This window comes from Neobacillus sp. NPDC093127 (genome assembly GCF_044754175.1).
Lineage (GTDB): Bacteria > Bacillota > Bacilli > Bacillales > Cytobacillaceae > Neobacillus.
In genome coordinates, this window is the sequence record NZ_JBIVOP010000011.1 from 28,864 (window position 1) to 44,901 (window position 16,038).

At 39.0% G+C, this 16,038-nt stretch carries 13 protein-coding genes and 1 pseudogene; all 14 read left to right on the forward strand.

Annotated elements, in window-relative coordinates; all coding sequences use genetic code 11:
* Positions 1-19: 19 nt before the first annotated feature.
* The 14 genes and pseudogenes from gudD to ACIQCO_RS15790 all read left to right on the forward strand — a co-directional run bounded on the left by gudD (position 20) and on the right by ACIQCO_RS15790 (position 15,582).
* Entirely contained in the window at positions 20-1,372 is a 1,353-nt protein-coding gene (gene gudD, locus ACIQCO_RS15725) for a glucarate dehydratase (RefSeq protein WP_400430152.1), read from the forward strand.
* 69 nt (positions 1,373-1,441) lie between these two features.
* A complete protein-coding gene (locus ACIQCO_RS15730; RefSeq protein ID WP_400430153.1) occupies positions 1,442-2,569 on the forward strand; it encodes a glycerate kinase family protein in 1,128 nt (375 codons plus the stop codon).
* A 192-nt stretch (positions 2,570-2,761) separates the two neighbouring features.
* The gene (locus ACIQCO_RS15735) at positions 2,762-3,667 is read left to right on the forward strand and encodes a dihydrodipicolinate synthase family protein (protein ID WP_400430155.1); all 906 of its coding nucleotides are present in this window, start codon (positions 2,762-2,764) and stop codon (positions 3,665-3,667) included.
* 23 nt (positions 3,668-3,690) lie between these two features.
* Positions 3,691-4,578, forward strand: coding sequence for a 2-hydroxy-3-oxopropionate reductase (gene garR, locus ACIQCO_RS15740; protein ID WP_400430157.1), 888 nt, complete (start codon positions 3,691-3,693; stop codon positions 4,576-4,578).
* A 49-nt stretch (positions 4,579-4,627) separates the two neighbouring features.
* Positions 4,628-4,714 (forward strand): annotated as a pseudogene (locus ACIQCO_RS15745) (hemin ABC transporter ATP-binding protein); the annotation flags it as partial.
* A gap of 88 nt (positions 4,715-4,802) precedes the next feature.
* Positions 4,803-5,246, forward strand: a complete 444-nt coding sequence (locus tag ACIQCO_RS15750; protein WP_066095752.1) for a cell wall hydrolase — start codon at positions 4,803-4,805, stop codon at positions 5,244-5,246.
* Between the two features lie 376 nt (positions 5,247-5,622).
* Positions 5,623-6,321 carry a FadR/GntR family transcriptional regulator gene (locus ACIQCO_RS15755; protein WP_400430160.1) on the forward strand — a complete coding sequence of 233 codons (699 nt, stop codon included), beginning with the start codon at positions 5,623-5,625 and terminating at the stop codon, positions 6,319-6,321.
* 263 nt (positions 6,322-6,584) lie between these two features.
* Complete coding sequence (locus ACIQCO_RS15760; protein ID WP_400430162.1) at positions 6,585-7,544, forward strand: 2-hydroxyacid dehydrogenase; 960 nt, start codon at positions 6,585-6,587, stop codon at positions 7,542-7,544.
* A gap of 184 nt (positions 7,545-7,728) precedes the next feature.
* The gene (locus ACIQCO_RS15765) at positions 7,729-9,096 is read left to right on the forward strand and encodes a dipeptidase (protein WP_400430164.1); all 1,368 of its coding nucleotides are present in this window, start codon (positions 7,729-7,731) and stop codon (positions 9,094-9,096) included.
* Positions 9,097-9,398: 302 nt separating this feature from the next.
* Positions 9,399-11,462 carry a sigma-70 family RNA polymerase sigma factor gene (locus ACIQCO_RS15770; protein WP_400430165.1) on the forward strand — a complete coding sequence of 688 codons (2,064 nt, stop codon included), beginning with the start codon at positions 9,399-9,401 and terminating at the stop codon, positions 11,460-11,462.
* A gap of 331 nt (positions 11,463-11,793) precedes the next feature.
* On the forward strand, positions 11,794-12,828 hold the full coding sequence (locus ACIQCO_RS15775) for an ABC transporter permease (RefSeq protein WP_400430167.1): 1,035 nt from the start codon (positions 11,794-11,796) through the stop codon (positions 12,826-12,828).
* Between the two features lies 1 nt (position 12,829).
* Positions 12,830-13,510 carry an ABC transporter ATP-binding protein gene (locus tag ACIQCO_RS15780; protein WP_400430169.1) on the forward strand — a complete coding sequence of 227 codons (681 nt, stop codon included), beginning with the start codon at positions 12,830-12,832 and terminating at the stop codon, positions 13,508-13,510.
* A 15-nt stretch (positions 13,511-13,525) separates the two neighbouring features.
* A complete protein-coding gene (locus tag ACIQCO_RS15785; protein ID WP_400430171.1) occupies positions 13,526-14,206 on the forward strand; it encodes a response regulator transcription factor in 681 nt (226 codons plus the stop codon).
* Positions 14,203-15,582: a sensor histidine kinase gene (locus ACIQCO_RS15790; protein ID WP_400430173.1), complete on the forward strand. Its 1,380-nt coding sequence runs from the start codon at positions 14,203-14,205 to the stop codon at positions 15,580-15,582. Before ACIQCO_RS15785 ends, ACIQCO_RS15790 begins: the two co-directional genes overlap by 4 nt.
* Positions 15,583-16,038: the final 456 nt, after the last annotated feature.

Genomic DNA, 16,038 nt, shown 5'->3' on the forward strand with positions numbered 1-16,038 from the left:
TAAGATTGGAGATAATATCATGTCAACAGTGCAAGACACAGTAAAAACTACTCCCGTCGTAACCGAAATGAATGTATACCCTGTCGCTGGTCGTGACAGCATGCTTCTTAATCTAAGTGGTGCCCATGGTGCTTATTTTACAAGGAATATTGTTGTCCTAAAGGATTCATGCGGAAATATTGGTGTCGGGGAAGTTCCCGGCGGTGAGGGAATTCGTAAAACGCTTGTAGATGCAAAAGAATTGGTGGTTGGTTCATCCATCGGCCATTATCATAGTATCTTGAATAAAGTAAGAGAAACATTTGCTTCTCGTGATGTAGCAGGACGCGGTCTGCAGACCTTTGATCTCCGAATCACCATCCATGCTGTAACAGCGATTGAAGCGGCATTACTAGATTTACTGGGAAAATATTTAAATGTACCGGTTGCAGCGCTTTTAGGGGAAGGGCAGCAGCGTGAAAAAGTAAAAACATTGGGTTATTTGTTCTACATTGGTGATCGAAATAAGACAGATATACCGTATTACAGCAATCCGGATGCTGAAGAAGAATGGTATCGGATCCGTCACGAAGAAGCTTTAACACCTGAAGCAGTGGTCAAGCTTGCCGAAGCATCGCACAAGCTTTATGGATTTACAGACTTTAAATTAAAAGGCGGCGTTTTAGAAGGCAAGGAAGAAATTAAAGCGATTAAGGCTCTAAAAGAAAGATTCCCGGATGCTAGAATCACGTTGGATCCAAACGGAGCTTGGTCCTTAAATGAAGCGGTGGAGTTATGTAAAGATATGCATGGAATCTTGACCTATGCGGAAGACCCATGCGGCGCAGAAAACGGGTATTCAGGCCGTGAAATCATGGCGGAGTTTAGAAAACAGACCGGGCTTCCGACTGCAACCAATATGATTGCAACAGACTGGAGACAAATGTCTCATGCCATCGCAATGCAGTCTGTGAGCATCCCGCTTGCAGACCCGCACTTCTGGACGATGCAGGGATCTGTACGTGTAGCCCAATTGTGTAATGAATTTGGTTTAACATGGGGTTCACACTCTAATAACCACTTTGATATTTCACTTGCCATGTTCACACATGTAGCAGCGGCCGCTCCTGGTAATATTACGGCTATTGATACACACTGGATTTGGCAGGAAGGCATCGAGCATTTAACCAAAGATCCATATAAGATTGAGGATGGTTATCTCACCATTCCTAATAAGCCAGGATTGGGGATTGAAGTGGATATGGATCAAATTGTAAAAGCGAACGAGCTATATAACAACATGGGATTAGGTTCCCGTGATGATGCCGCCGGAATGCAGTTTTTAATCCCAGGATGGAAATTCGATAATAAGCGTCCGTGTCTTGTACGATAGAAAAATGGGGTGACAAAAACGTCACCCTCCATTGTTTAAACTAGAAAACGAGGAAAAGGACAGATTATGATGAAATTTGTACTAGCGCCAGATTCATTTAAAGAAAGTATGACGGCGAAGAATGCTGCCCTTGCAATGGAAAAAGGAATCAAAAAAGTCTTTCCTGATGCAGAATGTCTAATTGTTCCTATGGCAGACGGCGGGGAAGGAACGGTGGAATCGCTCGTGAGTTTCTCGAACGGAGAAATCATCAAGACAGAGGTAATCGGACCAATAGGAAAAGAAGTTATAGCTGAATACGGACTTTTGGATGAGGGGAAAACCGCTGTGATTGAAATGGCAAGTGCCAGTGGAATAGGTCTCATTAAACAAGAAGACCGCAATCCACTAGTAACGACTACTTATGGAACGGGTCAATTAATAAGGCATGCTCTCGATCAAGGTGTGAATCGATTTTTAATTGGAATTGGCGGAAGTGCTACCAATGATGGCGGGATGGGAATGCTTCAGGCACTTGGGGTTTCTTTTAAGAATCAAAATGGTGATGAACTGCCGTTTGGCGGCGGCGCTTTGGAGCAGCTGCATTCCATTGACATAAGCGGATTAGACACGAGGCTTAAAAAGGTAAAAATCGATGTGGCTTGCGATGTCAACAATCCCTTAATTGGTGACAATGGCTGTTCCGCTATTTTTGGCCCGCAAAAAGGGGCAGACCCGGAAATGGTGAGCCTCCTTGACCGGAATTTAACTCATTTTGCAGAAGTGGTTAAGACAGAGCTGCAGCTCGATATTGCCCATATTGCAGGTGCAGGAGCAGCCGGCGGACTCGGCGCGGGATTAATGGCGTTCTTAAATGCCCGGCTAAAAAAGGGAATTGAACTTGTCATCGAGTATACGGAACTTGAAGAGAAAATCATCGGAGCGGACTTCTGTTTTACAGGGGAAGGAAGTATTGATGGTCAGACCTTGTTTGGTAAAACACCGTACGGAGTGGCTGCCATTGCAAAGAAACATTCGGTTCCTGTGATCGCTTTTGCCGGCAGGATTGGCCATGGTGTTGATGTTTTATATCACCACGGGTTTAACGCCATAATAGGCATCTTAAAAGGGGTTACCTCACTTGAGGAAGCTCTTGAATCCGGTCATGAGAATTTAGCGTTCACTACAGAAAATGTTTGCAGGGTATTAAAGATTTAACTAACCTATTCATTGCTCGTCATTCAGCTATGTTTGTGAAGTGTTTTTCAAATTGTGAATATGAAAAAAGAATGACGGTTATATGATAAAAAAACGTGTAATTTTTTGTGTATTTGCCTAATGATTTATTTGTAAGACAAATATACAATTAAAATATAGATGACTAGTAACATTCATGGGAGAGATCCAATTATGATGAATATAGACGATATTAAAGGAATTATTGTTCCCATTATCACTCCAATAGACAAAGATGAAAATATCGATGAAGCAAAGCTGCGTTTTATGGTTGACCATGTGATTGAAGATGGAGTCCACGGGATATTAGCTTTCGGAAGTAACGGTGAATTTTATGCGTTTGAAGAGCAAGAAATGCTTACTGCTTTTGAAGCAATCATCGACCAGGCAAAAGGCCGGGTTCCTGTTTATTTCGGGATTGGGGCGATTCGAACAAAACAGGCCGTTCGTCTTGCTAAAATGGCGGAGGAAATGGGGGCTGACGGGATTTCGATTCTCCAGCCTATGTTTCTAAAGCCAGACTTTGACGAATTATATGATCATTTTAAAGCCGTGGCAGATGTCGTTCCAAACACTGCAGTACTGCTTTACAATAACCCAGGCCGAGTTGGCTACAACATTTCTGTTCAATTGGTTGATAAATTAGCCAGGGATGTTGACAATATTGTCGGCATAAAAGACTCAAGCGGAGATTTTACGATGCTTAGCGAATTGGTCCGCTGCACAAGGGATTTGAATTTTAAAGTCATGGCCGGTAAAGATACACTTGTATTTCCGGGATTGTGCATAGGGACAGTTGGCAGCGTTTGTTCAACCGCCAATATGTTTGGCCCGCTGGTTACGTCGATTTACAACAAATATATGGCTGGGGATTTTGCGGGAGCATTAGAAGCACAATTCGCGTTAAATCCCGTTCGTCTTGCCCAAGATAAAACGACCTTCCCTGTCGCCACAAAGGATATGGCGAATTTACTCGGATTAGAGGTTGGCGATTGTGTCAAACCTGTCCAGAGCAGTAAAGGGGAATTATTAGAGACATTAAGAAGCTCAATGGCAGAAGCTGGATTACTAGAAAAATAGAAATATAAAGGAGTAGAAATAATATGAAGAAAATCGGATTTATCGGTCTTGGAATTATGGGTAAGCCTATGAGCAAAAACCTGATCAAAGCCGGATATCAATTGATTGTCAGCGACTTTAATCAGGATGCAGCTAAAGAACTCCAAGCATTGGGTGCAGAAGTAGAATCTACTCCTAAGGCCATTGCGGAAAGATCAGATATTGTCATTACGATGCTTCCAAACTCTCCTAACGTGAAAGAAGTAGCTTTAGGAGAAAATGGACTGATTGAAGGCGCGCATGAAGGATTAATTTATGTGGATATGAGTTCCATTGCACCGGCAGCTTCCCAGGAAGTATATAAAGCATTGGTGGAAAAAGGAGTAGAAATGCTGGACGCACCTGTCAGCGGCGGGGAGCCAAAAGCAATTGATGGAACCATCTCCGTGATGGTTGGCGGCAAGAAAGAAGTTTTTGATGAAGTGAAAGAAGTACTATCTGCTATGGCAGGATCGGTTGTCCTAGTCGGAGAAATCGGCGCAGGTAACGTAACAAAGCTTGCCAATCAAGTGATTGTTGCCTTAAATATCGCAGCTGTTTCTGAAGCATTCGTATTAGCGCAAAAAGCGGGTGTGAATCCTGAAGCTGTTTACCAGGCAATCCGCGGTGGCTTAGCAGGAAGCACCGTTTTAGACGCAAAAGCACCGATGATGCTGGATCGAAACTTTAATCCTGGATTCCGCATTAATTTGCATATTAAGGATTTAACGAATGCATTAGAGACAAGCCATGAATTCGGGGCTCCAACACCTTTAACAGCGGCGGTTCTTGAAATGATGTATGCGTTAAAAACTGACGGCAATGAGTTTGATGATCATAGCAGTCTCTTAAAATACTATGAAAAATTAGCGAATGCTGAGGTTAGCCGTTAACTTAAAATGCATAGAAACGAAACGTTGCAGTCGCTCTGCAGCGTTTTTTTTATTATTTCAATTTGTCGATCTCGTTCCGTTTCTCACAGTAGAAGAGCAGCTCATGTTAATGTTGGAGGTATCTGAATCTAAATTGGGACGTGACTAGGCACCACAGATTAAATTTTATTAACAATGACATCAATGTAGGCTTTTTTTCATACTATATTTTGGAGGTGAAAAATATGCCAAGAGTAAATTATCGAAGTTCGGACGTGGACTTAATGGCAAGGATGATGAGAGCAGAAGCCGAAGGTGAAGGAAAACAGGGAATGTTATATGTTGGAAATGTCATTGTCAATCGTCTTAAAGGAGATTGTTCAGACTTTAAAAATTTAAGAACAATTCCCCAAGTAATTTATCAAGTACAAGGAGGAAATTATTCCTTTGAAGCTGTTCAAAAAGGGAATGTATTTTATCAAAAAGCGAGAACTTCTGAAAAAAGATTAGCAAAAAAGAATTTGGATTATTGGAGAGAACACCCAGGGAAATATGCCCTTTGGTATTTTAATCCATATGCTCCATGCCCTCCAACATGGTACGGTCAACCTCATTCTGGTCAATTTAAAAACCATTGTTATTATGAACCAAAAGCTGGAACATGTGATAGTGTTTATATCGGAAGTTAAGCTTACTCTAGGAGTAAGCTTTTTTACATATTTATCTTCATGAGAAATACCTTCAGTCATATGGATGTCCATTCCATCCTATTACTTGAATCCTTTGTTTATTTGCCTGAAAAATAAAACATTTATTAGAAGTTTGAATGATGATTTATTTGTAAGACAATAATACAATAAATAATGTAAACGGTTGCTCTTTTAATCTATCGTCCTAATTTTATTTGATTTATCGTAACAAAACTCCTTACGGGGTTGCTACTGTAGCAAAAAAATATTCTATAACGCTGCTAATTTTTCGCAGCGTTTTTATTTCTTAAGGTGATAAGGGAGGTTCAATATATTATAATAGGCTTACAAAAATGGAAAAACAAGGAGCCTAAAGATGGATGAAACTCCAAAAAAAATAAAAGTTGAGTCAGTAAACCGCAATACTTTATCCAAGCAGGTAGTTGAAAGTATTATCCAACTGTTAAATAGTGGTCAGCTGAAACCGGGAGATAAGCTCCCTACGGAAATGGAATTTATGGAAGAACTAAATGTCAGCCGTCCTGTATTACGTGAAGCGCTCAGCTCACTTGAATCATTGGGTGTAATTACCCGCAAAACACGGGAAGGCACTTTTTTTAACAATAAAATTAGCAGTCATCCTTTTTCGATTATGTTATCCCTAGCACACGATAACCTACAGGCATTGGTTGAAGCGCGAATGGCATTGGAACTAGGATTAATTACGATAGCCGCTGAGAAAATTAGCGATGAAGAGCTCAAAAGACTAAAACAAACGATTGATGTGATTGCAAACAGTAAAGACAATGACTACGGAGAAGCGGACATAGAATTTCACCGCATCATTGCGTTAAGCGCCAATAATCCAATTGTGGAAGGTATGGTTGATTCGTTAATCGTAACACTTGTCAAAATTAACGATGAGATAAAAGTTCGTGAACCAGAACGAACTGTTCAGCATCATACGGCAATTTACAAGGCATTGGAAAAAAGAGATCCTTTTGAGGCATTTCATCAAATGTTTTTACATCTTGATTACGTTCGACATAAAGTAACAAAAAATCATATTCTTTAGAATCGGTAATATTAGTTGAAATTTAACGGAGATTTTCTAAAGAATAAGGCTGTGTTAAAGAATATTGTTGATTTTGATGACAATGTTGATTGGAGTGGAAGGCGCGAGACTCCTGCGGGAGCAGCGGGACAGGTGAGACCCCGCAGGCGCTTTAGCGCCGAGGAGGCTCACCGCCCGCCCCGCGGAACGCGAAGCGCCTGGAACGGAAATCAACATTCTCTTTTAACACAGCCAAAAATAAAAAAAGCTTAGTGAGGATGCTCATGAAACCTAAAGTGATTGTATATAAAAAAGTAGATCAAAGAGTATTAGATTTTATCCAAAAAACGTGTGAAATTGTGTATTTTGAGAAACTAGATTCAAATACGTATCCGGCATTTCTTCATGAATTAAAAAATGCGAATGGTATTATAGGTTCCGGGTTAAAAGTCGATGAGGAATTATTAGAAAATGCTCCCCATCTAAAAATTGTAAGTAATATTTCAGTCGGCTATGATAATTTACAACTATCAGCATTATCAGCACGCGGAATAATGGCAACTAATACTCCTGAAGTGTTAAATGACTCTGTCGCAGATACTATTATCGGGTTGATCCTATCCACGGCTAGAAGGATGCCGGAATTAGACCAATTTGTGAAGACTGGGCAGTGGAAAACAAATCTCGAAGAACCGTGGTTTGGAATAGATGTCCATCATAAAGTTTTAGGGATCATTGGTATGGGAGGAATAGGTTCTGTAGTTGCCAAAAGGGCGCACCTTGGGTTTGATATGGAGATTCTTTACCACAACCGTTCGAGAAATAGGGATGCTGAAGAAAAGTATAATGCCATGTATTGTTCAATGGAAGAACTATTAAAGAAATCTGATTTTGTCTGTCTTATGACACCGCTCACCCCAGAGACTGAAAAGCTAATGGGAAAAAGAGAATTTGAGCTCATGAAAGAATCGGCTATTTTCATCAATTGTTCAAGAGGGAAAACCGTGGATGAGGAAGCGTTAATTCATGCACTCCAAACAGGCGGAATTTATGGTGCGGGATTGGATGTTTTTGTCCAGGAACCAATTAATTTGGATAATCCACTAATTTCTATGGAAAATGTCGTTACTTTACCGCATATCGGTTCTGCAACTTATGAAACGCGTTTTAAAATGGCGATGTTAGCTGCCACTAATCTCGTTTCCGGGATCAATGGCGAAATACCTGCTAATTTAATCAAATAAGCCATCACCAGGCAGCTTGATGGGCATACTTCAAGGATCGGGCAATGAAGTTTTATGGAAAGGTATTAGGATGGTCATTTCAAGATTGAAGTGAGTATGCAGGAATTCCTTACTTTGGAATTGTAGGTTTTCTCCAACTTTTTGTATAAAATAGAAGAGAAAATAAAATAGAAAAGGTGATAAAATGAGCCCATTATCCGAGTTTTTATCCAATCATCATCATGAGAATGTTGAGGAATTAAAAGAATTACTCCGGATTCCCAGTATTAGTTCCTTATCGGAGAATAAAGAGGACATTCAAAAAGCGGCTTCATGGATTTCCAATAAATTAAATAACATTGGAATGGAACATGTGGAAATCATCCAGACAAAAGGGCACCCGATTATTTATGCTGATTGGATTCATCATGAAAATGCCCCCACTGTGTTAGTATACGGTCATTATGACGTGCAGCCCATTGACCCTGTTCATTTATGGGAAACCCCTCCTTTTGAACCGGCTATCCGGGATGAAAAGATTTTTGCCAGAGGGGCAACGGACGATAAAGGACAGATGTTCTTACATATTAAAGCAGTGGAAACACTATTGGAATCAGAAGGTAAATTACCGGTGAATATAAAATTCTGCATCGAGGGAGAAGAAGAAATCGGAAGTCCCAATCTTCCGCACTTTTTATCCGAAAATAAAGAAAAATTATCCTGTGATGTGGTTGTGATTTCCGATTCTGATATGTGGGATAAAGGAGTGCCTGCCATTACCTATTCGTTAAGAGGCCTATGTGCGCTGGAAGTTTCCCTTAACACGGCCAATTCTGATTTGCATTCGGGCATGTTCGGCGGGGGAGTTCAGAACGCTAACCACTTATTAGTACAGTTGCTTTCAAGCCTTCATGATGCGAACGGGAAAGTAAATGTGGAGCATTTTTATGATGATGTTGAGGAACTGACAGAGTTTGAAAAGGAACAAATTAAAGCTTTGGGTTTTGATGAAGAAAAACTGAAAAAATCGTTAGGTCTAACAGATTTATCGGGAGGGGAGAACAATTATCCTTACCCAGTGAGAATCAGTTCCCGGCCAACATTAGAAATAAACGGCCTATGGGGCGGATTTCAAGGGGAAGGTACAAAAACCGTCATCCCAAACGAGGCACATGCCAAAATCACATGCCGTCTAGTCCACAATCAAAACCCTGAAAAGATCCAGGAATTGATCAAAAACCATTTGGAAGAACATGCACCAATAGGATGTACGGTAAAGGTGGCTCTTGGCGATACGGGTAACCCATTTTTAACCCCGATTGACAGTCCGATGATTCAAAAGGCTGCCGAGGCTTATCAAAACGTGTACGGGAAATCACCTGTTTACAAAAGAGAAGGCGGCTCTATTCCGATTGTATCGGATTTCAGCCATTCATTAAATGCTCCCGTTGTCTTAATGGGATTCGGTTTGCCAGATGAAAATCTTCATGCACCAAATGAACATTTTCACTTAGAAAACTTTGATAAAGGGATCTTAACGATTTGCTCTTTTTTAGAGTTGATTGAGAAATAAAATTATGTAATTAGAAATAAAGCCCATTCCGCGGAAAGGGCTTTTTTACATTGTTTAGTGTGTTAATTACGTTTACAATATAAGGTAATTAGTATGGGTTAAAGTAAGCTATGAAATTTTCTTTGATGAATCGAATAAACTGGATCAACCACACGGCGGCTATTCTTACTATGGATCATATGGTACAGATACATTTATTATTAAGATATTAATAGTAGTATTGAAAATTTGAGGACGGAGAACCTAGGTAGATCCAGATGGGGTGCTTCGTGCAAGGTAAGGAGAAAGGGGGGAACACATTTATGATCCCAGTAAAAATAGATCCCATGTCAATCACTACAATAAGCGAAAAAGGAATGGAATCCATCGTCGATTGGTTCGATCAGCATAAACAATCGTTCTATACACTTGGTCGGTCCTATCTTAGTAATCAGCAGCAAATGGAAGAGCTTTTTTTCCGGTCTATTATAAAAGTCCAAAAGGAATTGCCGCGATTTAAAAGTGAAACATCATTTGAAACGTGGGTTACATCCAAGTTCATAGATAACTGCCGGGAGCTTTCTGAGGATAGAAGTTTACAAGCTTCAGAGGAAAGTGAACAACATAAGGATTTATTTAAAGCACTTGATCACTTGCAAGCGGATGAGAAAGAAGCGTTGCTCCTTACATATTTAAAAGGAATCTCTCAGGAGGACACAGCACATCTTCTCCACATTTCACTAGAAAAGATGAAGGCGCTTTTGTTTTCCGGAATTCAGTCACTTAGAAAAGAACTGGGGTCCGGACCCTTTAATGGCTGTAAGGAGTTTCATAAGGATTACATCGATTACTTAGAAAGAGCCCTGGATCGGTCGAAAAGGATTGATTTCGAGATACATATTTATCATTGTCAAGACTGTCAGGAGGATTTGGCAACATTCCAGGATGTTATGTTAACCATGATAAATCTTACTGAAACGATGGAGGATTTCCAGGTGCCGCCTGATTTCATGGAGAACGTCAAAGTTAGGCTGGCAGAAAAGGAAAAGCATAGACAACAGAAGAAACAGAAACGTAAACGAATGGGAATTGTTTTTACGAGTGTTATTGCATTATTATTAGGTATAGGTTATTTTACAGGTACTTTTACCAATCTCTACTATACATGGACGGAAGACAATCAAGAGCTGCGTGCCTTTCTGCAACAGGGTCTGGGTGAAAGGCTGAACCTGGAAGCGGAAAGCGGCGGGATAAAAATTAGGATCAAGAGCGCGATTGCTGATGAGTTTCAGACGCTTGTTTTTTATGAAATAGAAGATACAGCTGCAGACAATCAATATGTGATGGATTATCATGATGGTGTTTCTGTGAAGAACGAATATGAAATCATGAGACGTGAAACATTTACAAAGTACTATCCTCCTGACCTTAACTTGGATGTAAATAATAAAGCAAACGTGTATCAAGGAAAGCTGGGTCTGTTGCCACTGTCAACGGATAACGGGACAATTAAACTGAAGGTTACAAGGCTGCAGAAATTGATTCATAATTCCCCTGATCGGAATGCTTTTAGGGCTGGGACTGAAATGGAATATGAATTTGGGGACTGGAACTTCGAGATTCCTGTATCAAAACAGCCCTCTATAGAATATGCATTGGATGAAGAAACAGAAATCGAGGGGATCAAGGTTCGTTTTGATAAACTAACCATCGCTCCAACAGCGACGATTCTAAAATATATGATTAATAATGATCAGCCTGGGAAGCGGATAGAATTTCTTACTTTAAAAAATCTAACAGTGAACAATAAAAAAGTGAAAGCTGATACGTATGGCAGCTCTTTTATGGATCACAACATGGATCAGTTTACTTACCAAACAAGCTTCGATCCGCTTTTTGAAAAAAAAGCAAAAGAGGTTAACGTTCAATTCAAATTTGCTCATTTAACGATTGAAGATCCAAAAACCATCGAACTGGATGCTTCTGGAGAATATCCTCAAAGCTTTGAATATGCAGGCACAACAATCTCTATCGACAAGGTAGAAGTTGGACAGCCTACGATTGTTGTCATAAGCAATTATGAAACTGAGAATCGAGCATATGAGTCGCTTAACTTCAATATTGTAGGTGAGAATGGAAGCGAATTCAGTTCAACGGAGATGAGTTCTGACGGAGTGTTTGTTGATAAAAACGGGAATAAATACGATATGAATGATATCCATGTCGCATATGAAGAAATCGAGCAGCCCCGTTATTTCTCTACAGTTCAAAACATACAGTTACAAAGTGATAACGCAGGAGAGAATGCGATTCCTAAGTGGCTGTTGATTTATGGATATAATACAACGGAATATTTGGATGATGCTGTGAAGATTTCGTTGGAATAACATGTGTTGCCACATATACTCTGGGTATGTGGAATGTGTTTCACAAATTATATTAAAGAATAGAAATTTAATCCCGTTCTAACGAATGGGATTTTGTTATTATCGAGTTGACTTTGTTTGCTGCGATATCAATTTCTCAGGCGGGAGAAATAAATTACTCGATAGAATCAACGGTCTCTTGCGAACGGCAGATTTTCAAATTATTGATTATAAAATTTTTACCGAATAGTGCAACCTAGAATATCAAAATTTAGTAATGTAATTTTCTGTTCATCTTCCGTTCACACACCGATCTTAAACTAAGGGTGTAATAAAGATTGGAGGAATGAAGATGAATATTGCCTGGAAAGAAATGAAGAAAAGTAAAGCAAAATTTATGATTTTAGGTTCCATTATTTTTCTCGTTAGCTTATTAACATTTATGATATCTGGGTTGGCAAATGGATTATCACAAGAGAGTGCAGGTCTAATAAAAGATTTGCCGGCTGGACATTTTTATATGACGAAGGAAGCCAATCAGGAATACAGCATGTCTAGGATAGACAGCGGTATCCAAAATCAAATTTTAAGCAAACAAAAGGATGCCACGGCATTTTCCATTCAAATGGGGTTTTTGAATGATCGTGATGGGAAGCAGCAAAGTGTCGCGTTTGTGACAGCGACCAAATCTAAGCAGTTTATAAATGTAGAAAAAGGGGAAATTGTACTCGACAAGTCAATGGAGGATAATGGGATCAAAATTGGTGATGCTTTAACTAATAATCAATTCAAAGGCAAGGTTATTGTAAAAGGTTTTGTTAAACACAGTAAATACAGCCATGCATCTGTAGCTTATATCAGTATGGAGGACTATAAAGAAATTTATGGGACCGACGAAATGCAGTTGATTTTTATACCTGAAGGGGGTACAGTACCAACATTCTCTGGTATGGAATCCTTTTCGAACCATCAATTCCTTAACACCATTTCGAGTTATAAATCAGAACAGATGTCCCTTAACATGATTATATGGTTTTTAGTTGTCATTAGCGGCATGTTGTTTGCCATCTTCTTTTACATGATGAATGTTCAAAAGATTGGTTTATACGGTATTCTTAAAGCGATCGGTGTAAAAACAAGTTCGCTGTTTAAAATAATGTGGACGCAAATGGTGTTTATCACCGTCATTGCACTTAGTATAGCCATTTTCCTTAGTCAAATTTTTACTAGGGTAGCACCTACAGGAATGCCTTTCAGTTTAACAACTGAAACAACCGTTCAATTGTCGATCGTCTTCCTCATGATAGGATTTATTGGCGCAACCCTTTCCGGCTTACAAATTAAATCAGTTCAACCATTACAAGCTATTCAACAAGGTGAGGTTTAATATGATCTTTAAAATAGATAATGTTAAGAAATCTTATAAAAATGGAGAAGTGACGGAAGAAATCCTAAAAGGTGTGAATCTTATTCTTCGAGAAGGGGAGTTAACCTCTTTAGTAGGGGCATCAGGTTCAGGTAAAAGCACCCTTCTTACCATAGCTGCAGGACTCCAGCCGGCATCAGATGGACAGATAATCTTCGAAGGAAAAAACTTGACTTCTATGAATGCGGAACAAGTTCGGAAAATTAGGGCTCATCAATTTGGCTTCGTCTTTCAATTTGCCCACCTGGTACCTTTTCTTACAGTAGAAGAGCAGTTGTTACTCATGTTGGATGTATCTGAATCTAAATTAAAAAAACGGGAACAGAAAAAAGAAGTTGACAAAATCCTAAAATTGGTTGAAATGGACCATCGAAAACATGCCTATCCATCTTCATTGTCCGGCGGTGAAAGGCAGCGGGTTGCAATTGCCCGTGCCATTATCCACAGACCGAAAGTTCTCTTTGCAGATGAACCAACTGCAAGTTTGGATTCGAAAAGGTCAAAAGATGTGATGACCTTAATCAGTCATTTAACAAAGACACTCCATATTGCCACATTAATAGTAACGCATGACGAAGAAATGCTTTCATTTGCTGACCATATCATTAAAATGAGTGATGGGCAGATTTTGCAAAAAGTGTAGGAGAAAGAAAATGATATGACAAATATTTTAATTGTGGATGACGATATAAATATAGTAAAGCTTGTTGATATTCACTTATCTGAACATGGATATAATGTTTTTCAGGCAAAAGACGGGATGGAAGCATTAGAAATACTCAAGAAGGCTGCCTGTGATTTAGCCATAGTGGATGTGATGATGCCATTTATGGATGGCTATACCCTTACGAAAGAGATTCGAAAACAGTATGATATTCCAGTAATCCTTTTAACAGCTAAAAGCGAAATTGAAGATAAGGAGCAAGGATTTCAAGCCGGAACAGATGATTATCTGGTCAAACCATTTGAGCCAAAAGAATTAACTTTTCGGATGAAAGCATTGCTGCGGCGATATGACCACCAGCCGGATGAAGCCATACTACAAATTGGCAATACCACGATAAACAAAAAAAGCTATGAAGTTCAGGTAGGGAAGCGTACCTTGCTCTTACCGCTAAAAGAATTCGAGCTTTTATCTTATTTAATTTCTAATCCTAAACTTGTGTTTTCCAGAGAACACTTGATTGAACAAATATGGGGCTTGGATTATGAAGGAGATGCGAGAACGGTAGATGTTCATATAAAAAGATTAAGGGAACGTTTTTCTAACTTAACGGATGATTTTCAAATAAAAACAGTACGAGGGGTTGGATATTTATTGGAGGTCCACCGTAAATGAAAACACTTTATGCGAAATTTATTGTCATAACTATTGGAATGATGTTTATTAGCTTTCTCTTAGCTTTTGTCATTTCAAATACCTATTATCAACAGAAGTTAAAACCATATAATGACAATAAAAATACAAAAGTCGCATTAGATATTGCTGCTTTTGCTGAAAGTCATCCAACAATAAGCTTGACAGAGTATTTGGACAGCATTACTAAAGTTGGCTATCAAATATGCCTAGTAGAAACAAACGGAAACAGAACTTTTTTTGGCGAACCTTTCAGGAACAAAAGTCTTTCTATTTCAACACAACAAGATGTAATAAACGGCCATATTTTTCACGGTATGCTTCAATTTCCACGAGGAAAATTTGTTACAGGCTTTTTTGCCAATGAACTAAATAATACCATTGGCGTGCCATTAAAATATAATGGAGAAACTTTTGCTCTTTTTATTAGGCCAGACATCAAATTCCTCTTCAACGAGATGCACATTTTATTTGCATGGATTCTTGGAATAGCCATTACGTTAACCATCATTATGGTTGTTATTAATACAAAATATTTAGTAAAACCGATTTCTAACCTGACAAAAGCGACAAAATCACTGGCAAATGGTGATTTTAATGTAGAACTGGATGTGACACGCCATGATGAGATAGGGGAACTTTCCCATAGCTTTTTGCGGATGGCGAGAAAGTTGGAACAAATGGATGACATGAGAAAGGAATTTATTTCGAATATTTCTCATGATATACAGTCACCACTGTCTAATATAAAAGGATATACCAACTTATTAGAAACTAATTCTATAAGCAAGGAAGAAAGATCCCAATATGTATCCATCATTAACAGTGAAATTAAAAGGCTTTCTACCTTAACAAAACAATTGCTGCTTCTGGCCTCATTAGACAGAAATGAGGATATTATGAAGAAACAAACCTTTAACCTCGGCCAGCAATTGAAGAAATTGGTGCAAAACTATCAATGGGCAGTTAGTGACAAGGAGATTATGCTGAGTTACTCATTACCGGATATCGAGATTATCGGTGATCCATCATTGCTCAATACGGTTTGGGATAACCTCCTATCCAATGCTATTAAATACAACAAACAGAATGGCAGCATTGAGATATCAATTGATAAAAAAGAAGACACAGTCATCGTAACCTATGAGGATACAGGAATTGGGATGAATGATACAGAATTAGAAAGAATATTTGAACGCTTTTACCGGGCCGATAAGGCACGTACACGTACAATCGAGGGCACCGGTCTGGGTTTATCAATCGTCAAGACAATTGTCGACTTGCACAGCGGCCGTATCAATGTAAGAAGTAAACAAAATGAAGGAACAACTTTTATTGTGGAATTGCCGATTAGATAGAATCCTTAATAGGTTATAAATTAATTTATATTTTTTATTTAGCGAGGGATATTATTTGGGTCTATTCTAGTAGATTTAACTGTGGAAAAAATTAAAGAAGCCATCAGTAAGAACTTTGCAGACCTTTGTGATATTTTATCTAAGGAACAAGTTAATGCGTGCCAAGAAGATGGGTTGAAATGGTTCTTATTTTCTGTATCAACCCCTTTATTTAATCGAGTTGTGTTATCCGCAAGTTGGGTCGCACTTCTCTCCTTTAAACTTCTAAGATGCCTCATAGAGCGTTTCTAATGGACAAAATTCTATTATAAACTACTCGAATTGTCCATTACAGCCCTTCTATTGGACAAAACCCTCTTATAAACTACTCGAATTGTCCATTACAGCTCTTCTATTGGACAAAACCCTCTTATAAACCACTCGAATTGTCTATTACATCTCTTCTATTGGACAAAA